Here is a 21,341-nt window from a genome sequence, read left to right as displayed (position 1 = left end):
CACCAGCTTCAATCTAACCCGCCCGGTGACAGCACGGCTAGGCCCCCATCACTTGACGTCACCAGGCGCTCGGCGTAAGATGAAGTTGGCTTCACATGAAGCTAACTTCATATTTTGGCTAGGAGGCGCTCGGATGCACACACGCATCAAGTCCTACCGGCAAGCGGCCGGCCTGACCCAGGCACAACTCGCCGACCAGGTCCGGGTCTCCCCCCGCACGATCATTTCGATCGAAAAAGAACAGTATAGTCCAAGTCTGATGCTGGCCTACCGCCTAGCCCGCGTCTTTGGGGTCAGCGTCGAGCACCTGTGCTGCTTAGATGAGAACCTGCGCCGCGCCGACCAAGACTGGTCGGAGTGAACGCTCAGACGGGAGGCTTTTTCATGAAGATCTATTCGCAGAATAACTTTGCCGCCGGACTCGCGTTGCTGTTACTAGCCGTCCTGAGCGGCGTCAACGCCGTCATTCAGTGGCCACACAGTGTGCTGACCGCAGTGACTGCCGGTGGTGCGACATTGGCTTGCACGGTCGCGGGCCTCTACCGGCTACGCATCGCGTTGTCCGCAACCCGCGCGCACCAAGACCACATCGAGGCCCACGACGAGCGTTACCAACTCGTGCGGACCACTGCCAGTCGCTGGACCCTTACGCTCAGCGCCGGGCTGATCGCCATGATCGCACTGGCGCTCGCCTTTATGGCCCCCGCTGATCAGGTGACCTTGATCATTGTCTACACCCTTGGCGGGGTCCTACTCGGTGGCACGCTCCTTTGGGCCATCCTGCTCACCGTCTTCGATCACCGGCTGTGACCCAACACGCGCACCGAGACCTGATCACCTGCTCGCGGTGGCCGCCTGATGATGCCAGAACGGGACAAGACGCAAGGTCCCCGTCTAACCCGATCCGCCACTCACGGCGCCGAACGGGCAATGCAAGCCGCAGTCGCACACCCCACTGTCACCCCGAGTTCAGGTCTGACAGTGGGGTGCCTTGGCGTTTGGGGGTGAAACCGGTTGATCTGTCAACCACTTGGGTGTGCATTGGCGCCTGGCGACCAGGCGCTCACTGCTTGAAGATCGCGCTACGATACTTCTCGAACCAGCCCTTAGCCAGCTGACGGTCGGCGACCAGCAGGAGCTTGCGGTCCGTGTAGGTCTGCGCCCCTTGGGCAACGTAGTACGCCTTCGCCTGATCTGCCTTGGCTTGCGTGGAGAACTGAAGGAGCGTCAATTGCACGTCGCTTGCGCTCTTGAAGGTCACGCCGCTAGTCGCCGCGACCGCGGCAGGGAGTGCGCGGACCGCGACTGCGGCCTGGTCGTTCGCCGCCAAGCTGCGCGCATCTAGCCCCGCCATGTAGTCCTTAGGGGTCTTGACCGCCGCCGTGCTTGACCCTGTAGATGCTGGCGTCTGCCCGACGCCACACCCACTCAGCCCGGCCCCGATGCCGCCCAGCACGCTGAGAACGAGTAAGCAATGTGTGACTTTCATATTTACCCTCCTTGTGATCCGCCTCGGTCACGAGGCTTGACCAGCAGTGTCCTACCGGTTTCTCCAGCTTAGCTTAGCCTAACCTGCCCCGCGCGCCATCAGCCCTGCGCCGGATTTTGTCGAATCGGTCTCAAGGCCCATGCCAGCCAATAGTGTGTCATGTATAGTATTGGAGAAAAGGGGGGCGCGCATGGACAGCCAGATGAAAAAAGGGTTGATCGAATACAGCGTACTCGCCGCACTGGCCCGTGGCGACTCCTACGGTTACCGGATCATCAAGGACTGCCCACCAGTGCTCGAGCTGACACTGTCCACACTGTATCCGATCCTGCGTCGCATGGAGACCGACGGCCGCGTCAGCACCTATCAGCAGACGCACAACGGTCGCGCCCGCAAGTACTACCGTCTGACCACCGCCGGCCGTGCCAGCATGCGCGCGTTCGTCAGCGACTGGCAAGACGTGGAGACCGTCTATCACCAGATCGAAGCGGCAGCCGCGCAGCTGCCCGAATTGGAGGGACCGAATCGATGACACGACAAGATTTTCTGCTGCGGCTCCGCAGCGGCTTGGCGGGCAATGTGCCTGCGGAAGAAGCCGCCCGGCTAGTCGATTACTATGACGAGATGATCCTAGACTTGATGGAAGACGGGCGCAGTGAAGCCGACGCGGTCGCACAGGTCGGCGATCCGAACGACCTCGTCTACGCGGCCGCCGGAACGCGCCCGCTCCCCGCCCCTTCGCCCACTTCGACCTTAACGCGCCGCCGGTGGCGCTGGACGCTCTTGATCCTCGGTGCGCCGCTGTGGGGCAGCCTCCTGCTGGCCGCCGCCTGCATCCTGCTCAGCGCCGACCTGATCCTGTGGTGTGTGCCGCTGACTGGCGCCGGCGTCAGCTTCGGCTTCCTGCTCGGTGGAGCGATCAGCGTGATTGCCAGTCCGCTGGCGGTCTCCGGCGCCTGGGCGCTGGCTCTGGTCGAGCTGGGCGCCGGCTTCATCCTGTTAGGTCTCGGGATGATCGTCGTCTGGCTCACAGTCCAGATCACCCGGATCTGCTGGCGCGGTCACCGCGCCCTGTTCCAGTGGGGACTCGCCCAGCTCGGTCGCTCAAAGGCGGTGATCGCATGAAACCTCGGACTTGGTTCACCACCGCAGGGACCCTGATCGCCATTGGCACGCTGATCGCCTTGGTCGGATTAGCCCTGGTTGGCTTCGACGGCGACAAGCTGAGCGACTTGGCGCGGCACTGGTACAGCGTGGTCCACTTCAACTGATGCCACCCAAAAAGCCACCTAACTTGACCGCACAAGATGTGCGCGGTCAAGTTAGGTGGCTTTTGGCGGTTCAGACAAGTTGGTGATCGAAGACTTCAAGGCGCGGCCGGAACCCGTCGTGCTCATCAAAGTGAAGCCGGCTGAGGGTCGCGTTATGCACACTGCCGAACCCAAAGACAGGGGCGTGTAGCGCGGCGGCCATCAGCGCGCGGATCGTCATGCCGTGCGCGACCACCAGCACGTTTTTGTCCGGCTGCGCCGCCTCCAGGTCGGCCAAAAAAGCCGCGACCCGCGCGATCAGCGCCGCGTAGCTCTCCGCCCCGGCGGCATAGCGAGAATAGTTCTCATTGAACATGCCCGTGTAGTCGAAGGCATCCGGGTGCGCGGCCAGGATCGGCTCAACGGTCTGCCCTTCCCACTCCCCAAAGTTCATTTCCACCAGCCGCTCGTCCAGCTGGATATCGGACCGGTCACGCGTCAAGATCCGCGCAGTCTGGTGTGCGCGCTGTAGCGGGCTTGCGTAGACGGCGTCGAAGCGCGCCCAATCGTAGGCGTCTCGGACCTGCTCGGCATACGCGATCCCCGCGTCAGACAGCGGCACATCGGCGGCACCGGAGATCAGGTCCTCATGGTTGGCGACGCTGATACTGTGTCGAACGACAACTAGATCCATGGTCATAATTCCTCCCAGCGTAAGTGCTTCCACCAGTATACACGAAGTCTCACACGCCGTCAGCCGGTCGATCCACTGCAAAGCCAAGATGGGGCATCGCCTGCCCGTAATAATGCTTGATCATGCGGCCGCGCACCACCATGCCGTTGCGGATCGCGACGTTCATCGAGGCGAGGTTCGTGTCGCGAATGATCGACCAGACCCGCGTGATCGCAGGTTGGGCAAACGCGTACTGCTTGGCACCTTGGGCCGCCTCGATCGCGTAGCCTTGGTGCCACTGATCGCGCTGGAGGAGGTAGCCGATCTCGACCACCGCCTGTCCGTTGAACGTCTGCATGGTCAGTCCGCACTGCCCGACCCAGCCGCCGCCGCTGCGCCGGACTAGCCCCCACAGGCCGAACCCATCCTCATGGTAGCGGCGCAGTTGGTTGGCCAACCACGCCTGCACCTCGTCTTCCGTGAAGGCGTGTGCATACGCCTCCATCGCGTGCGGATCCATCAGCGTGCGACGCAACGCCGGTAGGTCATTGGGGGTCATCGGCCGCGCGATCAAGCGGTCTGTCGTGTAGATCATCTGCTCGCCTCCTCGTCTCGTTCCCGTGTTTCGCGTTACGCCCGGACCCACGCCGTCAAGCGCGGTGCCCGGGCCTCGATCACCCCGACGAAGCGACCGGTCAACAGTGCGGCGATCAGTGTCCCCTCGCGCACCCCGACCAGCTGATGCCGAAAGAGCAGGGCCAACCCGATCGCCATGACAATCATGCCGATATCACAACGCACCTTCATCACCGCAAAGGCGCGTTTGACCCGAAAAGCGAACGCTGCGGCGATCCCCTCGCCTGCCATCATGATCGTCCGCGAGTTGACCTCGAAGAACACCCCGACCGCCAGCAGTGATGGATCGACACAGTTGGCCGTCGCGATCGTTTTTTGCAGCTGATCGGGATACTCGCCGCTGTACAAGCGCAAGTCGCTTTGCGTCGCACGGATATCCAGGTGCGCCAGCTGCTGGTTGATCGCGCCCTTGGTCAGCCGGTAGATCCCTGCCAGCGTCTTATTGAGTGGGGTCATCACACGCCCTCCTTCGAGATAGTGGCCTTATCCACTATATCGTGTCCCTTGGCGCTTGTCCAAACCACGAAAAAACCGCCTCCTCTGCAGGAGACGGTCAGGATTGGGTAGATAGGGATCGAACCTATGATTATGGATTCAGAGTCCACTGCGTTACCACTTCGCTACTACCCAATGAGGAAGGAGGCCAGGATTGGGTAGATAGGGATCGAACCTATGATTATGGATTCAGAGTCCACTGCGTTACCACTTCGCTACTACCCAATGACTTAACGAACGAATATTAGTTTATGCGATAATCGCCTGTCTGTCAACTGGTTGGGCGATTTTTTTCATCACCACGATTTTGCTTTCCGCGGCGTTGGGGGTACACTAAGGGCAACACTTTGGAAAAGAGGGGTCTACCAAATGAAAAAAGACACTGCCTGCACGTCGATCCTCGTCGGCAAGCGCGCCAGTATCGACGGCAGCACCATGATCGCGCGCAATGACGACACCTTCCACGTCCTGGCACCGCACCGCTTCTACATGCACCCGGGCTGGAAGGGTGACAAGGGCCTGCGCGTCAAGTCACCACTCAACGGCTTCGAAGCGCCACTGCCAGAGAACGGCTACCGCTACAATGCGGTGCCGAACGTCGACACCGAACACCTGGGCGACTATGAGGAAAGTGGCATCAACGCCAAGAACGTTGCGATGTCTGCGACCGAATCGACCTACGGCAACGAGCGCACGCTCGCGTTCGATCCCTTGGTCGAAGACGGGTTGGATGAGGATCTGATCGTCAATATGACCCTCCCCTTCGTTGAATCCGCGCGCCATGCGGTCGAGTACCTCGGCCAGCTGATCCGCCAGTACGGCTCCCCCGCGGGCAACTCGGTCCTGTTCTCCGATAAGGACAACGTCTGGTATATGGAGATCGTCACCGGCCACCACTGGGTCGCCCAGCGCATTCCCGATGACGCTTACGCCGTCGCGGCCAACCAGGTCTCGATCCAGCAAGTTGACTTCGATGACCCAGACAATTTTATTTGGAGTGAGGGGATCCGTGAATTCGTTGACGCGCACCACCTCAACCCCGACAAACAAGGCTGGAACTTCCGGCACATCTTCGGCACGATGAACGAGAAAGACCGCCACTACAACACGCCGCGCGTCTGGTACGCCCACCACATCCTGAACCCGGAGACGCCGGAAACGCCAGAATCTGCGGAGATGCCGTTCATCATGCGGACCGACCATTTGATCACCCGCGAAGACATCGCGCAGATCCTCGGCTCGCACTACAACGAGACGCGCTTCGATCCGCTGGGCCACGGGTCAGACGCTGACCGCCTGCGCTACCGTCCGATCGGCCTCAACCGGACGCAGAACTCGCACATTTTGCAACTGCGCAACGATGTCCCGGAAGGCCAGGCCGCGATCATGTGGCTGAACATCGGCCTGCCGACCTACAGCCCGTATGTGCCGTTCTACTGCAACGCCGACGACACCGACCCGTCGTACTCGAACACACCGCTGTCGCTCGATCTGGACAGCGATTCCGCCTACTGGTTGCACCGCAGCTTGGGAATGCTGGTCGAGAGCCACTACAGCAAGTTCATCCAGCAGAATCGCGATTACCTGACCGAGTCTTACCGCCAGTACCGGCGTCACCTCGCCGAGACCGACGCGGCGACGCAGGACCTGAGCGGCCAGGCGCTGACCGACGCGCTGACACAGGCCAACTATCAGCTGGTCGCTGCCGTCAAAGCCGAAGCCAAGCGTCAGATCGCCAGCATGGTGATGCAGGGCCTGGAGCTATCCCAGCTGACCTTCAACATGGATAAGAACCTGTGAGCGCTGCGCGGCCTGCATGACCCTCACGACACACAAAACCACCAGGCGGAGGCGCCCGGTGGTTTTGTGTGTCTGGCCCGCGGTCAAACTGCAGGGCGTGCGAAGTTGGCGTGTCGGATCACGCCTTGATGGCTGTTCGTCAGCTGGTGTGCGCGGTCGAACATGACCTGCGCCCGCTCGGTCTGACCGAGTCCCAAGTAGCCCAAGCCCATCAGATAGTCACAGTGCGTCGTCTGACGCACTTGATAGTCCTCGTCGAAGACCAGCGCGTCTGGCAATGAGACCGCAAAGTAATCCATCTGGAAAGTCTCGAAGACGTGGTCCTCGCCGTAACGGAGCAGCTTGTAGAACTTGCCTGCCGCACGGGCGGGCTGGCCCAGCTGTTCGAAGGCGAGCCCCTGATAGAAGAGCGCATCGGCCGGCTGATCATTGTAGTACATCATGCTGGTCGGCTCGCTTAAGCCAAGCGTCGCGGCCTCGAAGTGCGCCGTGGCGTTCTCGGTGTCCCCCAGCTGCTTGTAGGCCAAGCCAAGAGTGAAGTCGATGATATTATCATGGGCGATCGGCAGCTTCCCCTCACCAAGGCTGCGCGGGTAGGTCCGCGCCTGCACCAGCTTGGCGATCGCGGCTTGCGCCTGGCCCTGGGCAAGGTCACGCTTGGCCAGTTCGATCAACGCAAACTCATATTGCGCCGAAACTTTGCCTTCGCCCCCTTCCCACGGGTGGAAGGTCCGCGCCATGATCATCTCGTAGGCCCCCTGGTGATCGCCCGTCTCGTTGAGCAAGGTGATCAGCTGGATCGTACTGTCGTCGCGCGCTTCGACTAACTCACAGTGCGCCTGCAGGAACGCCAGCCGGTCAGTCAACGGCAGGTTGAGCTTCTGGTACAAGGCATCCAGCTCAAAGACCAGGCGCGCGTTCGTCGGATCTAACGCCAGCGCTTTTTCCAAGTGTTCCCGCGCCTGCGCCCGTTGGCCCTGCTTATTGTAGTCGGCGATCGCTAGGTTCCGGTAGGCCATTGCGTAGTCGGGCTTCAGGGCCACGGCTTGCGTCCAGAGCGTCGTCGCCAGCGCGTACTGGCGCCGATCATAGTAGAAGTTGCCCAGGTAATAAGCCGCCAGCCCATCTTCAGGCGCCAGCGTCCGGATCAGGTTCAAGACCAAGACGTCGAACAAGCGGTTCGGGAAGACGTAATCTGGACTCTGTGCGGCCCCGCTCTGTGCGGCCGCTTGTGCCTTGGCGCGTGCCCCCACCGCGGCGTAGCCATAGGCTTGATAGTACGCCTTGAGCGCGTGCTCGCCGGCGTATAGCGCCAGCGCCGCCAGCGCGTCTTGCGCCTGGCCCGCCTCAAAATACGTCTGCGCAAGCGCTAGCACATCATCCAAGCGCGCACTGACGAAGCCCGCCAGCTGGCGACCAAAGGTCTCGCCGTCAGCGAGCTTGGCCCGCTCAAAGAGCAACGCAGGCGCGCTGGCATCGAGCTTCAGGCTTTCCGCAAGCAAGGTCGTCGCCTCATCCAGGCGGCCCAGGCGGCGCAAGCAATGCGCCTTCAAGGCCCGCGCTTCAAGGTCGTGGCCGTTGCGCACGAGCGCTTGGGTCAAGCACTCGAGGGCCTGGGTCAGGTCATTCTTGCGCAGCTTCAGTTTGGCCATGGCCAGCCAACTGACCGCTTGCGTGTCCGCCGCCCACGACGCCTTGCAAAAAGCGTCGTAAGCCGCATCGTACTGCCCCTGCTTCGCCAGGCTCAACCCGAGGTGATAACTGATCGCGCCCGACGTAGGGTTGGTGTTGTGCGCCGTTTGCCGGCGTAGCGCGCGGCGAAAATAAGTCTCGGCCTCGGCAAAAACGCCTTGGCGGTAGCGCATCAGCCCCAGCGCATCGTTGAGCCGCTCGTCCCCAGGGTCCCGCTTGAGCCCCTCTTCGTAGTACTGCTCAGGCCGAAAGCTCGCGTGCCGGTACTGTTCTAAGTGTTGGCCGGCCAAGAACAGTTCGTCGATCGTCTGCAGCTTCTCCGGGCGCTCGATCGCCTTGGCCGCCTCAGGGGTCGGCTCGAGTCGCGGCGCGTCCGGTGTGTACGCGACCAACAACCGGCCGTCTGCGGCCGTGATCGTCACAGTCAGCGACTGCGGCGTGCCCCCTACACCGTGACGGGTGGTCGCGAACGTCTGGACCGGGCTCAGCGTGACGACCGTTCGAAACAGCGGCTGGCCGGCCTGCTGAAGCGTGATCACCGCATCGGGGTACACGGCGGTCGCGTAGGCGACGATCCGCACGTCATCGCCGTCTTTCTCCAGGTTGACCGCGGCGTCGATGGTCGCGTTTTTGACCGCGCCCACGGCTTTGTACGGCATGAAGTATTCGGTGCTGTGCTTCTCTTCGTGTGGGCTGAGCCACGTGAAGTCGGGCTGATTGTCCGTGAATGTGCCAACCATCAGTTCGATATAAGGCCCGTCATGATCCGTCAGCTGATGGTCCCACGACTGACCGAAGTCACCGTTGCCCCAAGTCCACTGCTTTTTGCCTGGACTGGTGTGATGATCCGCCACGTGCAGGAGCCCCGCCTGCTTCTCGTGGTCGTAGTTCCCTAAGAAGTCGTAGTCAGAATGCGCCGCCATGTAACTCGTCGGCACGGGCACGTTCTTGTACCGGGAGATATCCACCCCAGCCGAATAGTCCACCTTATAGTATTCCCCTGTGGCCAGCGGGAACGTCGAGACGGCCCGCTTGCCGTGATCAAAGACTGCGTGCACGTCGGGTGGGAAGATCGACTGCGTGTGGTCGTTGACAGGCACCGTCGGATTCGCCCACCACAAGAAGGTCTGCGGCAACTCAGTGGGGTTCGAGAAGGTCTCGTCGAGCCTCAAGTAGGCTTTGTCCGGAAACATGGTGAACCCGACGAGGCTCTTCGTACCGTACATCCTGTCCACGTCGCTCATCCACAACGTCTTCGACCCGTCGGCGTGCGCCTCGACATAGTGATTGATGGGCAAAAAAGTATCCGGCCGGTGGTGCTGCGGCCAGTTGAACTCGATCCCCCCAGAGATCCAGGGGCCCGTCAGGCCCACCAGCGCAGGCTTGATGACATGGTTGTAGTAGACGAAGTCATAGTCGTTGGTCTTATCCAACATCCGTTGAATGCGCCCCCCGAGCTCTGGCAAAAAAGTGACCTGGAGGTACTGATTCTCCATGATCACCGCTTGATATGTCTGGTCGTGCGGTGTGCGATCGACGTGCTCGGTCACCGGATAGGGGTAGACTTTACCGCTACTCCCCTGGTAGACCCGGTTCTCAAGGAACATCGGATTCTTCTCCGGTCGACTCGTCCCGTATGTCGGGATGGTCAGTGATCGGTGGACGAGTGAGACCGAAGCGGCTGTATGTGTGTGCGCTGACAATATGAAGACCCCTTTCAACTTGTTGTCACTATGCTATCGCGGGGCGCGGCGAGACAAAATACACGAAGCACGCCTTTTGATGGACGATCCGCAACCTTAGATTGTGCATCAGCGCCGTTCGTGATACGGTTAGGCGGCGCGAACCAGTTGATAAGGGGGGCCATGACAACGCAAAAAACAGAGGGGTTTGCCAACGAGTACTTATACGTGCTCCCGCCTGAGATCCTGAACCACTTCAAGTTTTCCCGCGTGATCCGTCAGCTCTACATGACGGACCTCGGGTTCTATCCGAGCGCACGCGCCCACTACGTTCACCGCGAGCACGGGGCCAAGGCGTGGATCTTGATCTTCTGCACCCACGGCCGCGGAGAGGTTCGGTCGGCCACCAAGACCTGGCCGGTCACCCGCGGGTCGATCGTCTTGCTGCCGCCCGATCGCCTCCACACGTATTACGCGTCGGCGGAGGCGCCTTGGGATATTTTCTGGGTCCACTTCACCGGTGCGCTCGTCGCCGACTACCTGCCCCAAGAAGCCCGGCAAGGGGATGGCTTCGTGCACGTCCAGCTGACCGCCGAAGCCGATATCAGTCTGCTCATGTCTCAGTTCGGCCAGATGATCCGGTCGCTTTCCACCGGGTTCTCGTTCGAAGGCGTCTTCTACGCGTCCCAAGTGCTCGCCATGACCCTAGCCTATATTGCGCTCCAGACCGAGAGCGCCCGAGGCGATCACTTCACCAGCAACGACTACATCACCCAGACGATCCAATACATCTATGCCCACCTGAGCGAGCCGATCACGGCCGCCCAGCTCACCGCGCAGGTAGGCGTCTCCGAGAGCTACCTCAACCGGATCTTTCGCCAGACCGTCGGCACGAGCATCAATCGGTTCGTCACCGACATCCGGACCCAACAAGCCAGTCACTACCTGCAAGACACCGCACTCTCCGTTCAGCAGATCGCCCAACGCGTGGGTTATGCCGACCAGTACTATTTTTCCCGTGTCTTCAAGAAGCGGTTCGGGGTGGCGCCGAGGACCTACCGACAGCAGCGCCACTTTCCGCGGCCAGATCCGCTGACTGAGGGTGGTCGGACATGAGCCAACAGATCGGTGAGACCACAAACAGCTGACCACCCCTCAACAGATCAGTCGAGGGGTGGTCAGCTGTTTATGTCATCAGTTACCGACCTATCTGCGACACGCGGATAGTGCTTACCGACCGATACGACTAGACGTCAAGCGGTACTGCTTCGGGGAGACCCCCACGATCTGCTTGAACTGCCGCGAAAAGTATAGTGGATCCGAATATCCAAGCGCGGTCGCCACCTCATAGATCCGCAACGTACTAAAGCGCAGAAGCTCGCAGGCCTTATCGATCCGCAGCTGGATCATATACTCGATCGGGCCAGTTTGATAGGCCCGATGGAAAAGCTCTGATAGCGCGCTCCTTGAGGTCCCTAAGTCATCAGCCAACTGACATAACGTTTCCCGCTCCGATAGATGATGCTTGATATGCCGAATGGCGATCTCAAGTCGAGCATTTTCCATATTGGGCGATTGCTGGTCAGGTAATAGGTAGATCTCTGACAGAAGCAGGCGTAGCAGATTACTCGCGCAAACCGCATTTTCGAATTGATACGTTTTACTGCACAAATCAAAAAGTTCCGTCCACCGTTTTTTGACGAGTTGCTGCCGGCCACTCGATAGGATTTCTCGCGTCGAACGTGCAACCATTGTTGCATATGCCCCACCTGCAGAAAAATGGCACCACAAAATTGACCAAGGATCATTTTGGCTCGCGCCGTAGAAATGCGCAACGTTCGGTGGCAAACAGATCACCTGGTTCGCGCTGAGCGTGTAAATCTGATCGCCTATCCCCACCGTGCCCGAGCCGGCGATGCAGTGCACTAAGATCCAATTCGGTTCACCAGACGGTCGTTCACGGAAATGGTGTCGGGCAACCGCGTAGTAGCCCATTTCCACCGGAAGCGTCCCTTCGATGAGCGGCGACTGGACATCCTCTGCGTTCCCGGCGTTCGGAAACAGCATCGTCCGCTCAGCGTCAAATGAGTCTTCGGGTCTGATCAACAATTTCATCTCCTGGCATATCATCCATGTTTTAGGTAAATTGAATATTCTTTATTTAGCGCTGAGACGCTATTCTTGTTTCGGGATAAAGAACACCCAAAGTATAGCAAAGGACGTGAGTTATTGTCTAAATTTGAAATTTCTACAGACTTTATGCTAGACGGCAAACCCTTCAAAATTATTTCCGGCGCAATCCACTACTTCCGCATTCATCCTTCTGATTGGGAACACTCTTTGTACAACTTGAAGGCGCTGGGATTCAACACAGTCGAGACGATTGTTCCTTGGAATATCCACGAACCCAACCAAGGCAAATTTGATTTTGCCGGGGGTCACGATCTCGTCGCGTTTCTTCGTTGTGCACAGTCTCTGGGCCTTTACGCGATCGTTCGCCCCTCCCCTTACATTTGTGGCGAGTGGGAATTTGGGGGGACCCCTGCCTGGCTACTCAAATCTCCGACAATCAGAATTCGCTCATCAGATCCTGAATATCTTCACCGCGTTGACGCCTACTATAGCGAGCTAATACCCAGACTGATTCCCCTGCAACTATCGAATGGCGGCAACATTCTCATGTTTCAAATTGAAAACGAATACGGTTCATATGGTGATGACAAGGATTACCTTCGCGCTCTCCGGGATATGATGCAGCGGCATGGGTTGACCCAACCCTTTTTCACCTCTGATGGGCCATGGCAGGCTGCGCTGCGCACCGGCAGCCTCGTTGACGACGGGATTCTCGCAACAGGTAACTTCGGCAGTCATAGCATCGAAAACATGACTGCGCTCAGCGACTTTTTGACCGCACACGAGCGCCAATGGCCATTGATGTGTATGGAGTTTTGGACCGGCTGGTTCAACCGATGGGGCGAGCCGATCGTACGTCGAGATACCGCTGATTTTGCCCAAGAGATCCAAACATTACTCACGCTTGGCAGCATCAACCTCTACATGTTCCATGGCGGCACCAACTTTGGCTTTATGAATGGTTGTTCCGCGCGCGGTGTCACCGACCTGCCACAGATCACCTCGTATGATTACGACGCACCATTAAATGAACAAGGTAACCCGACCGAAAAATATTTCGCACTCCAAGCCGTCCTCAGAGCCTATGATCCTGAGATCGAGCAGACCGCACCTAGAGTCAAACCTGTGATGGAACTGCTGAATATTCCTTTGATGAATAAAGTAAGCCTCTTTTCGACGCTTGATGATCTCTCGACCAGCCTCACGACCAAGTACCCCAAGACCATGGAGGACATTGGCCAGAACACCGGGTATACCCTGTATACGGCTGAGCTTCCGCAGGACAGCCCAACCCAGCGTCTTCGCGTGATCGATGCACGAGATCGTGTTCAGGTATTTGTGAATCATCAATTAATTGCGACGCAATACCAGAATGAGATCGGGCGCGATATCGCCGCCGATCTGCCGCAAACAACTAATCGACTGGATTTATTGATCGAAAATATGGGGCGTGTGCAGTACGGTCACAAATTTTTAGCTGACACCCAAAAGAAAGGGCTCCGCACAGGTGTGATGGCCGACCTGCACTTCATCTCTGGTTGGTGCCAACGTGCGCTCCCTTTGAACAACGTTGACGCCGTCGACTTTTCGAAGACGTGGCTACCTCACCAACCAGCTTTTTACAAGTTCGGTTTTGAGCTTGAAGCAGCACAAGATACCTTTGCCGATCTAACTGGATTTGGGAAGGGTTGCCTGTTTGTCAACGGATTTAACGTCGGTCGCTTCTGGTCGACTGGCCCGCTCCTCTCACTTTATATTGCACATGGTCTTCTCAAGAAAGGATATAACGAAATCATCGTTTTCGAAAGCGAAGGCCAGTATCAAAAACAACTCAGCTTGCGAAAGACGCCAAGGTATAAACAAATTTAACTTCGCTGTTTAGATCACAGACAACACAACGCCGACACCCTCGAGCTTCAGTGTGTCGGCGTTGTGCTGCCTCTTGATCGCCATCCGTTTCTGAACGACACGCCTACATCCCAGTCAGTCTCATATCGTTGGGCGCTTCGGCATCGCCAGCGCGGTCCCTTGCCGCACCAGCGTGACGAACAAGGCATTGAGCGGTGCGGACAAGCCGATGGTCTGGGCCAAGAAGCCGAGCTCCGCACTCAGCTGCTGGGCTGCAAGCGTCGGCGTCCGCCCCTTGGCCATCGCCTGCAACGCGTTGCGTAGCGCCATCGCCTCAGCGGTCGTCGTGGTCGACGCCGCCAAGGCAGCGGTCAATTGGGCCTTCAGTTCAGTCATCTCACTCGCCTTCTTCCTGGTCATCCGTGACTAAGCGCGCTCGCCCGGCGCGCTTAGCCGCGTATAGGTGCGCATCCGCGCGGTCGATCAATATCTCGTTACGCGCATCGCTGGCGCGGATCGCGGTCAAGCCGATCGAGACCGTCAGCGGCAGTGCCCCGTGCCGCGTGGCCGCGCGAACGGTCGCCAGCTGGGCCAGGTAGTCCGTCAGCAGCCGCTGGGCCGTTGGCGCATCCGCCCCACCCGCGATGATCAAGCTGAACTCCTCCCCACCCGTTCGGTACAGACTGCACGGGTAGGCGACCGCGTCGATATAGTCACGCCAATTCCGGGTGAACGCGCGCAACAGCGCGTCACCCGCTAGGTGCCCGTACTCGTCGTTGACCGCCTTGAAGTGGTCGAGGTCCATCATGGCGAGGTAGACCGGTGGGACCTGGCCGCTGACGCGCAACTGTCGCCACCGCGACAAGTCGTTCATGAATTTGGCCCGGCTCATCGCGCCGGTGAGACTATCGTGTTGGGTATCGTACTGAAGGGTCTGGATCCGGTGCTTCCGGTACACCAGCAGTCGATCGTAGCCGCGCGCGACACACTGGATCAAAAAGAAGCAGGTCGCCATCAACAGCGTTTCGTTCAGCGGCGTGTGGTAGGCGTACGCGTCGAAGCCCCACATCACTAGGCTCATCCCGGCAACCGCCGTCAGCAGGCGCCACTCTCGGCCGAGCAGCCAGCGCCGGGCCCGATTGACCCCATCGAGCAGCGCCAGCACACCGACAAACCACGCCAGCACCGCCCAGTGCCAGTCCCAAAACGGCCAAAACGACAGCGCCGTCGCCCCGAGCAGGGCCCGAAACGCGCGGCGATCTGTCAACTTGGTACTGATATACAGCAGCGCCCCGTTGCGCAACACATTGGCCGTCCAGACGTCCATGTCCGCAAAGACCCGCAGCAGGCGCACGCACACCAACACGATCAGCACATAGCCGATCAGGAGCCATGACGCGTCAAGCGGCCGGTGCAACCAGCGTTCCGCCATCTGCGACCCCAAGTCCTGGATCAGCTCGACCGAGGCGACGAAGCCCAACATGAAAAAAAACGTCCAGAAAAACGTGTTGCCAAATAGCGCCATGTGCAGAGACTCCTTGTCGTTCATTACCCTCTAGCCTACAACATTTTATCGCCATGGGCGAGGCCCAACCCAAAAAGAGACCCCATTGGGGTCTCTTGGGCGTCAGCACGTGGTCCCATCGATCATCACGCCCTGGTCAAACGCCGCCAGGACAGCCTCACCGTCTGCGATCCGCACGCCGGAGTCCAGCAGGTGCGCATCGTCTTTGATCTGGATCGCGCCAGCCGCGAAGTCCATCGCCAGCCCCGGCCCCAGAAAGATCAGGTCGTAATCCGAGGTGAACAGGGCAAGGCCCGCCGAGTTGACGAGCGGGACCGAGTAGTCGGGGTCCGGCGCCGCACGCACGATCAGCGTGAACTTCGTGCCGATACTGCACGCCCCGCCCTGCAGCGAATACTTACCGCCCCCATCGTCTGTGATCAGCAGCAACGTCTTCTTATCCAGCCCCTTGCGCCGCATCAGCGCCACAAAGGCTGGCGATAGTTGGATCTTAGCCATCACACTCGCCTCCTTGAACTCAGTGTGCCAGCTCTCGCGTGCCAGTGCAATCACTCGGCGTCAAGTGGATAGATTGCGGGTCAAAAAGCGACTAACCTGGCACCAAAGCAAACACCGCCGCCCGAGCTAGTCGAGCGACGGTGTCCAGACGCATCAGCGCGGCCCTTTGATGGCGCCACTTGATGCGGCAAGTTTATTGCAGTGCGGCCGCCACCGCCGTGTTGACCGCCGCCTGCTCGGCTGCGATCAGCGCCACGCGGCTTTCGATCACCTTGGTGTCCATGACGATCTCACGCGTCAGCGCGTTGTTGCTGAGCTTCGGCGTGAAGAACGCCTTGAACTCGGCCAGCCGCTCCGACGTGCGGAAGATCCGCGCGACCACGGTGATGAAGGTCGGGAACTCCATATCGCCACCGACGGTCTGCTCCAGCCAGCCCCATTCGTTGCGGAGCCAATCCCAGGCCGCCTGCTGGCCGTGGTCGTTGCCCAGCACCCCGGCGAACCAGCCGCGTAGATCCTGCGGCTTGATCGTCGTCGACACTTCGAACAGCGCGACCAGCTTGGTGATCAGCGCCGGGTCCTTGGTGCTGACCAGGGACCACCGGATGCTCTCCTTGTAGCTCGGATCGGCAGTCTGCCGGTAGGCGTCGATCAGTTGATTGAACAGCGCAGGCGTCCCGTAGTTGCGGACTTCGTTATCCAAGATGTACGGGCGCGTCTCCGCTGGCAGCGCGCTTGGATCCGCCGCTGCGGTGAACAGTGCGTGGGCTGCCGCCAGTTCCGCCGGGTTGTCCGCGTACAGCGCCATGCTCAAAGCCGTTGGGCGGATCAACACATCGTCGTTCGACTCACCCGGCTTGGCCGACCACCCGAGCCGTGCCACCTGGCCCCGGCTGAGCTGGTCGAACAGCGCCTTGAGCGCGGCCTGCGCCGGGGTGTCAGGGTCAACGAACTTCTTCAGGTTACCCGCGACGGTCGCCAGCGCCGTGTAGACGACGTTCGACGTGGTGTCCGCAAACTGCGCCAGCAATGGCACGACTGCCGCATAGGACTGCTGGCCCCCTTCGGCCAGCAGCCGCTGGTCTTGCAACAACTGTAGCTGATCGATCGGGGCCAGCGTGTCGACGGTCGCCAGCACGTCGGCCAGAAGCGTCTCATCGTAGCGGACGATGAAGTGCGACTCGTTGCCCACATTGAGGCGGAAGGCCTCACCGGCGTCTGCACGCAACGCCTGGTAGTCGCCAAGGTCCAGCGTCGCCGTCGTCAGCAGTTGCGGTGCAGCGGCGTAGTTCGCATTCAGCGGGATCTGCCACAAGCGCCCAGCATCTTCACCCTCACCGATGAAGAACTGCTTCTGGCTGAGGATCAGGTGTCCGTCAGTGACCGCCGCCGTGACCACAGGGTAGCCCGGTTGCTCGAGCCAGGAGGCCATGATCGCCCCGACGTCTAACCCGGAGGCGTCGCCCAGCGCCGCCCACAGGTCTGCCCCGGTCGCGTTCCCGTACTGGTGCGCCTCGAAGTACGCCTTCAAGCCCTTGCGCAAGGCGTCGTCCCCGAGCAATGCCCGGACCATCACCAGCATGCGTGCGCCTTTGGCATAGACGATCGCACCATCGAACAGCGCGTCGATCTCGGCGGGGTCTTCGACTTGCACATGGACAGACTGGACCCCATCCGTTGCGTCACGCGCCAAAGCAGACGGGACATCAGAGGTCTGGAACATTTCCCAGATGTGCCAGTCCGGCTCGATTGCATCGATCGCGACGTACTCCATCATGTTCGCGAAGCTTTCGTTCAGCCACAGGTCATCCCACCACTTCATGGTGACCAGGTCGCCGAACCACTGGTGCGCCAGCTCGTGCGCGATCACCGTCGCGACCAGCTGCTTCATGTCCAGCGCCGTGTTGTCTGGGTCGAGCGTCAGGTACGCCTCGCGGTAGGTCACCAGGCCCCAGTTCTCCATCGCACCGGCGGAAAAATCAGGTAACGCCAACTGCCAGGAGTGCGGCAGCGGATACGGCGTCTGGTAGAAGTCCTCGTAGAATTCGATCGAACGCTTGGCGATGTCTAACGCAAAATCCAGTTCCTTCGGCTGGTGGGCCTTGGTCGCAAAGACACCGACCTTGACGCCAGACTTGGTGGTCGTCAACTTCGACTGCAGGTCGCCAAAGGCAAAGGCGACCAGGTACGTGGACATTTTGACCGTCTCATCGAAGTAGTGCACCCCGTCTTCAGTCCGGTTCTCCGGCATGTTGGCCAGCACCGTTTCGCCCGGCTGCTCGTCGAACTTCAACGCCAAGCTGAACGTCGCCTTGGCCTCAGGCTCGTCGACACCAGGAAAGGCCTGGCGCGCGGCGGTCGTCTCGAACTGCGTCCCGATGATCTGCTGACGCACCCCGTTCAGATCGTAATAAGACGGGTAGATCCCCATCATCGTATCCGTCAACGGTGCGGTGTAGTCGATCGTCAGCTGCACCTTACCGGCGGCCGGCAGCGTCAGACGCAGCGCCTCGTCGCCATCGTCGGTCGTGAATGGGACCACGGCCCCGTCGGCGGTGACCTGCGTCACCGTCAGATACTTCTGGTGCAACGCGATCGCGGCCGCGCTGGCGTGCCCACTGATCGTGGTGCGCCCACTGATCAGCTTGGCGCCGCGGTCGATGTCAAGGTACAAGTCATAGTGGTCAGGCTGGAAAGTTTGATAGAAATGCGTTGATTCTGCCATAATTACCTCCGCAAAAATTTAGATTGCCTTCATTATACTCGTTCCGCGCGCTGAACAGGGGAGAAAAATCTGGCCACGGCCAAACGGGCCACCTGACGCTGACAGATCACCTTGAGCCGCGGGTCGCGCGTCGGCGTGCCAATCCGTCACGCACCACCTAAAAAAGGGCGCCAAGCATGTCTGCTTGGCGCCCGCACCACTACTTGCGGAACATCTTGAACTCCAAGAACAAGTCGTTATACATCCCGACGATCTTCGGGTCGAGGTCAGCGTACACTTCGGACTTCTTGATCACACTTTGCGGCGGATAGAACTGCTTATCGTTCTGGACGTCCTTCGGCAGGCGGTGCAAGGCGGCGGTGTTCGGCGTCGAGTAGCCGACGTAATCCGCGTTTTGCGCCGCGTTCTTCGGGTCGTTCATGAAGTTCAAGAAGGCGTAGATCGCCTTGAAGTGCTTGGCGGTCTTCGGGATCACGAGGTTGTCGAACCAGAGGTTGGACCCTTCGCTTGGAACGACGTAATGCAGGTGTGAGTTATCCCACATCATGTCCGCCGCTTCCCCGGACCAGTCGACAGCCAGTGGCGCCTCCCCTTCGGCCATGTACATCTTGATCTCATCGGCGACCACTGCCTTGACGTTCGACGACAGCTGGTCGAGCTTGGTCTTCGCCAGCATCAGGGTGGTCGGGTCGGTGGTGTTCATCGACTTGCCCATAGACACGAGGGAAAAACCTAAGATGTCGCGCGCGGAATCGATCAACATAATGTCGCCGCGCCACTTCGGATTCCAGAGGTCATCCCAGTGCTGGACCTCCTCCCGCCGCACGTACTTGTCGTTGTAGATGATCCCAAGCGTCCCCCAGAAATACGGGATCGAATACTTATTCCCCGGGTCGAACGACCGGTCCATGTACAGGCGCCCAAAGTTTTGGAGGCCCTTGAGCTTGCTTTTGTCTAGCGGAACCAGCATCTTCGCCTTGATCATCTTCTCGACCATGTACTCGGACGGAACGGTCAGATCGTAGGCCGTGCCGCCCTGCTGGATCTTGGTGTACATCGCCTCGTTAGAGTCAAAGGTTTCCTGGTTGACATGGTACCCGGTCTGCTTCTCGAACTTCTTGATCAGCGCCGGGTCAATGTAATCGCCCCAGTTAGCGAAGTTTAGCGTGTTGTCCCCCGTCGCGCCTTGCGACTGCTTGAGGCTGGCGGACCAGAAGCCCAGCCCGGCAACAACAGCGAGGATCACGACGATCATACTGACGAGTTTTTTCACTTGACCACGCCTCCCTTATGCTTCTGCTTGCGGCTCTGGGCCCCTTGCTGAATGAAGTAGTAGCCAACCACGAGGAGCAGTGCGAAGACGAACATCACGCCAGACAGCGCGTTGATCTCCAGGCTGATCCCCTGGCGGGCGCGGGCGTAGATCTCAACGGCCAGCGTCTGGAAGCCGTTCCCGGTGACGAAGAAGGTCACGGCAAAGTCATCCAGCGAATAGGTGAAGGCCATGAAAAACCCACTGAGGATGCCTGGGGTGATGAACGGCATGATGACCCGTGTCAGCACCTGAGTGGTCGTGGAGCCGAGGTCGCGCGCCGCGTCCAGCATGGTCTGCCGCATCTCCTGGAGCTTCGGCAACACCATCAAGACCACGATCGGGATCGAGAATGCGATGTGGCTCATCAGCACCGACAGGAAGCCCAACGGCACCTTGAGCGCTGTGAAGAAGATCAGGAAGCTCGCCCCGATAATGACGTCCGGCGAGACCATCAGAATGTTGTTCAGGCTCAACACCGTGTTCTTGATCACCGGTCGGCTGGTGCGCTGGATCGCCAGCGCACCCAGCGTCCCGATGACCGTCGCGATCAGGCTAGACAGCAGCGCCAAGAGCAGGGTGTCGATCACGATCTGGATCATCCGCGTGTCCGCGAAGAGCTCCTGGTAGTGTGCCCAGGTGAAGCCGTGAAAATTGCTCATTGAATCGCCCTTAGAGAACGAGTACGCGATCAGGTAGATGATCGGCACGTACAGCATGATGAACACGAGGATCAGGTAAAGGTTGCTGAATTTGAACTTTTTCATCGCGGCCGCGCCCCCTTTCGCTTGCGTTCACCGGTCAGGAACATGATGAGGAACATCGCGATGATCAAGACGACCCCGATGGTCGAGCCCATCCCCCAGTTCATCGTGACTAAGAAGTGCTCCTCGATCGCGGTCCCCAGCGTGATCACCCGGTTCCCGCCGATCAGTCGGGTCAGCATGAACAAGCTCAGGCTCGGGATGAAGACGGCCTGCACCCCGGCCTTCACGCCGTTCATCGTCAGGGGCAAGATCACCTTGGTGAAGGTCTGCCACCCCCTGGCCCCGAGGTCCCGGCTGGCGTTGACCAACCCCTCGTTGAGCTCCTCGATCGCGTTGAAGATCGGCAGGATCATGAACGGGATCTCGATGTAGCTCGCCACGAGGATGAAGGACAGGTCCGTGAACAAGAACTGCTGCGGCGCGATGCCGAACATCCCCAAGAAGCTGTTGATCCCTCCGTTTTGACTGAAGATCCCGATGAAGGCATAGGCCTTCAGCAGCAGGTTAATCCAAGTCGGCAAAATGATCAGGAGCAGCCACAGTTGCTTATGCTTCGTGTTGTGTAGCAGGTACGCCGCAGGATAGGCCACCAACAGTGTCACTGCGGTGATGATGAACGCGTACACCACTGAGTTGATCGTCATCAGGATGTAAGTTCCGGACTGAAAATACGTGGCGTAATTGCTCAGCGTGAAGTGCCCGCTGATGTCGAAGAAGCTTTGGTAGATAATGAGCAGCACCGGCGCGATGACGAACAGCGCCAGCCACAGCCCGTATGGCACATAAAAGGCCAGATTGGTCGTGTTTTTCTTCAAT

The 21,341-nt window shown here is 59.5% G+C and carries 21 protein-coding genes and 2 tRNA genes; 8 read left to right on the top strand and 15 right to left on the bottom strand.

Features of this window, described 5'->3' with window-relative positions:
- Nucleotides 1–133 precede the first annotated feature (133 nt).
- Both HII33_RS05400 and HII33_RS05395 read left to right on the top strand, forming a co-directional pair.
- Nucleotides 134–361 (top strand): helix-turn-helix transcriptional regulator, encoded by a 228-nt coding sequence (locus HII33_RS05400; RefSeq protein ID WP_179394792.1) that lies wholly within the window; start codon nucleotides 134–136, stop codon nucleotides 359–361.
- Nucleotides 362–384: 23 nt separating this feature from the next.
- The gene (locus tag HII33_RS05395) at nucleotides 385–810 is read left to right on the top strand and encodes a hypothetical protein (RefSeq protein WP_179394791.1); all 426 of its coding nucleotides are present in this window, start codon (nucleotides 385–387) and stop codon (nucleotides 808–810) included.
- 253 nt (nucleotides 811–1,063) lie between these two features.
- Here HII33_RS05395 and HII33_RS05390 read toward each other — a convergent pair whose 3' ends face one another.
- Nucleotides 1,064–1,489, bottom strand: coding sequence for a hypothetical protein (locus HII33_RS05390; RefSeq protein WP_179394790.1), 426 nt, complete (start codon nucleotides 1,487–1,489; stop codon nucleotides 1,064–1,066).
- 190 nt (nucleotides 1,490–1,679) lie between these two features.
- On the opposite strand from HII33_RS05390, the gene HII33_RS05385 reads away from it, so the two are divergent.
- The 3 genes from HII33_RS05385 to HII33_RS05375 are packed head-to-tail and all read left to right on the top strand — an operon-like array spanning nucleotide 1,680 to nucleotide 2,760.
- On the top strand, nucleotides 1,680–2,021 hold the full coding sequence (locus HII33_RS05385) for a PadR family transcriptional regulator (RefSeq protein WP_179394789.1): 342 nt from the start codon (nucleotides 1,680–1,682) through the stop codon (nucleotides 2,019–2,021).
- Nucleotides 2,018–2,614 carry a DUF1700 domain-containing protein gene (locus HII33_RS05380; RefSeq protein WP_179394788.1) on the top strand — a complete coding sequence of 199 codons (597 nt, stop codon included), beginning with the start codon at nucleotides 2,018–2,020 and terminating at the stop codon, nucleotides 2,612–2,614. Before HII33_RS05385 ends, HII33_RS05380 begins: the two co-directional genes overlap by 4 nt.
- Nucleotides 2,611–2,760, top strand: coding sequence for a hypothetical protein (locus HII33_RS05375; protein ID WP_179394787.1), 150 nt, complete (start codon nucleotides 2,611–2,613; stop codon nucleotides 2,758–2,760). Before HII33_RS05380 ends, HII33_RS05375 begins: the two co-directional genes overlap by 4 nt.
- Before the next feature lie 70 nt (nucleotides 2,761–2,830).
- Here HII33_RS05375 and HII33_RS05370 read toward each other — a convergent pair whose 3' ends face one another.
- The 5 genes from HII33_RS05370 to HII33_RS05350 all read right to left on the bottom strand — a co-directional run bounded on the left by HII33_RS05370 (nucleotide 2,831) and on the right by HII33_RS05350 (nucleotide 4,768).
- Complete coding sequence (locus tag HII33_RS05370) at nucleotides 2,831–3,433, bottom strand: histidine phosphatase family protein (protein ID WP_179394786.1); 603 nt, start codon at nucleotides 3,431–3,433, stop codon at nucleotides 2,831–2,833.
- Nucleotides 3,434–3,482: 49 nt separating this feature from the next.
- Nucleotides 3,483–4,007: a GNAT family N-acetyltransferase gene (locus HII33_RS05365; RefSeq protein WP_179394785.1), complete on the bottom strand. Its 525-nt coding sequence runs from the start codon at nucleotides 4,005–4,007 to the stop codon at nucleotides 3,483–3,485.
- Nucleotides 4,008–4,042: 35 nt separating this feature from the next.
- Entirely contained in the window at nucleotides 4,043–4,504 is a 462-nt protein-coding gene (locus tag HII33_RS05360; protein ID WP_179394784.1) for a DUF6198 family protein, read from the bottom strand.
- A 103-nt stretch (nucleotides 4,505–4,607) separates the two neighbouring features.
- Nucleotides 4,608–4,678, bottom strand: a tRNA-Gln gene (locus HII33_RS05355).
- A gap of 19 nt (nucleotides 4,679–4,697) precedes the next feature.
- Nucleotides 4,698–4,768 (bottom strand) — tRNA-Gln (locus HII33_RS05350).
- A gap of 144 nt (nucleotides 4,769–4,912) precedes the next feature.
- Here HII33_RS05350 and HII33_RS05345 point away from each other — a divergent pair.
- On the top strand, nucleotides 4,913–6,343 hold the full coding sequence (locus HII33_RS05345; RefSeq protein ID WP_179394783.1) for a C69 family dipeptidase: 1,431 nt from the start codon (nucleotides 4,913–4,915) through the stop codon (nucleotides 6,341–6,343).
- A gap of 83 nt (nucleotides 6,344–6,426) precedes the next feature.
- Here the strand turns inward: HII33_RS05345 and HII33_RS05340 are convergent, their stop codons facing one another.
- Nucleotides 6,427–9,738, bottom strand: a complete 3,312-nt coding sequence (locus HII33_RS05340) for a DUF5107 domain-containing protein (RefSeq protein WP_246287331.1) — start codon at nucleotides 9,736–9,738, stop codon at nucleotides 6,427–6,429.
- A gap of 162 nt (nucleotides 9,739–9,900) precedes the next feature.
- Here HII33_RS05340 and HII33_RS05335 point away from each other — a divergent pair, with 162 nt between their 5' ends.
- The gene (locus tag HII33_RS05335; protein ID WP_179394782.1) at nucleotides 9,901–10,833 is read left to right on the top strand and encodes a helix-turn-helix domain-containing protein; all 933 of its coding nucleotides are present in this window, start codon (nucleotides 9,901–9,903) and stop codon (nucleotides 10,831–10,833) included.
- 114 nt (nucleotides 10,834–10,947) lie between these two features.
- Here HII33_RS05335 and HII33_RS05330 read toward each other — a convergent pair whose 3' ends face one another.
- Nucleotides 10,948–11,823, bottom strand: a complete 876-nt coding sequence (locus HII33_RS05330) for an AraC family transcriptional regulator (protein WP_179394781.1) — start codon at nucleotides 11,821–11,823, stop codon at nucleotides 10,948–10,950.
- A gap of 123 nt (nucleotides 11,824–11,946) precedes the next feature.
- Here HII33_RS05330 and HII33_RS05325 point away from each other — a divergent pair, with 123 nt between their 5' ends.
- Nucleotides 11,947–13,719 (top strand): glycoside hydrolase family 35 protein, encoded by a 1,773-nt coding sequence (locus HII33_RS05325; RefSeq protein ID WP_246287329.1) that lies wholly within the window; start codon nucleotides 11,947–11,949, stop codon nucleotides 13,717–13,719.
- A 120-nt stretch (nucleotides 13,720–13,839) separates the two neighbouring features.
- Here the strand turns inward: HII33_RS05325 and HII33_RS05320 are convergent, their stop codons facing one another.
- The 7 genes from HII33_RS05320 to HII33_RS05290 form a co-directional block, all read right to left on the bottom strand.
- Nucleotides 13,840–14,094: a hypothetical protein gene (locus HII33_RS05320; RefSeq protein WP_179394780.1), complete on the bottom strand. Its 255-nt coding sequence runs from the start codon at nucleotides 14,092–14,094 to the stop codon at nucleotides 13,840–13,842.
- A 1-nt stretch (nucleotide 14,095) separates the two neighbouring features.
- Nucleotides 14,096–15,223 carry a GGDEF domain-containing protein gene (locus tag HII33_RS05315; protein WP_179394779.1) on the bottom strand — a complete coding sequence of 376 codons (1,128 nt, stop codon included), beginning with the start codon at nucleotides 15,221–15,223 and terminating at the stop codon, nucleotides 14,096–14,098.
- A gap of 102 nt (nucleotides 15,224–15,325) precedes the next feature.
- Complete coding sequence (locus HII33_RS05310; RefSeq protein WP_179394778.1) at nucleotides 15,326–15,721, bottom strand: iron-sulfur cluster biosynthesis family protein; 396 nt, start codon at nucleotides 15,719–15,721, stop codon at nucleotides 15,326–15,328.
- Between the two features lie 193 nt (nucleotides 15,722–15,914).
- On the bottom strand, nucleotides 15,915–18,446 hold the full coding sequence (locus HII33_RS05305; RefSeq protein WP_179394777.1) for a M1 family metallopeptidase: 2,532 nt from the start codon (nucleotides 18,444–18,446) through the stop codon (nucleotides 15,915–15,917).
- A 199-nt stretch (nucleotides 18,447–18,645) separates the two neighbouring features.
- Nucleotides 18,646–19,719 (bottom strand): extracellular solute-binding protein, encoded by a 1,074-nt coding sequence (locus HII33_RS05300; protein ID WP_179394776.1) that lies wholly within the window; start codon nucleotides 19,717–19,719, stop codon nucleotides 18,646–18,648.
- Nucleotides 19,716–20,525, bottom strand: a complete 810-nt coding sequence (locus tag HII33_RS05295) for an ABC transporter permease (RefSeq protein ID WP_179394775.1) — start codon at nucleotides 20,523–20,525, stop codon at nucleotides 19,716–19,718. The genes HII33_RS05300 and HII33_RS05295 overlap by 4 nt, the downstream gene beginning before the upstream one ends.
- Nucleotides 20,522–21,340, bottom strand: coding sequence for an ABC transporter permease (locus HII33_RS05290; RefSeq protein WP_179394774.1), 819 nt, complete (start codon nucleotides 21,338–21,340; stop codon nucleotides 20,522–20,524). Before HII33_RS05290 ends, HII33_RS05295 begins: the two co-directional genes overlap by 4 nt.
- Nucleotide 21,341 lies beyond the last annotated feature (1 nt).

Source organism: Lacticaseibacillus absianus, from assembly GCF_013407595.1.
Taxonomy (GTDB): domain Bacteria; phylum Bacillota; class Bacilli; order Lactobacillales; family Lactobacillaceae; genus Lacticaseibacillus; species Lacticaseibacillus absianus.
The sequence above is the reverse complement of the archived record's forward strand: the minus strand, read 5'-3'. Positions and strand labels throughout refer to the sequence as shown.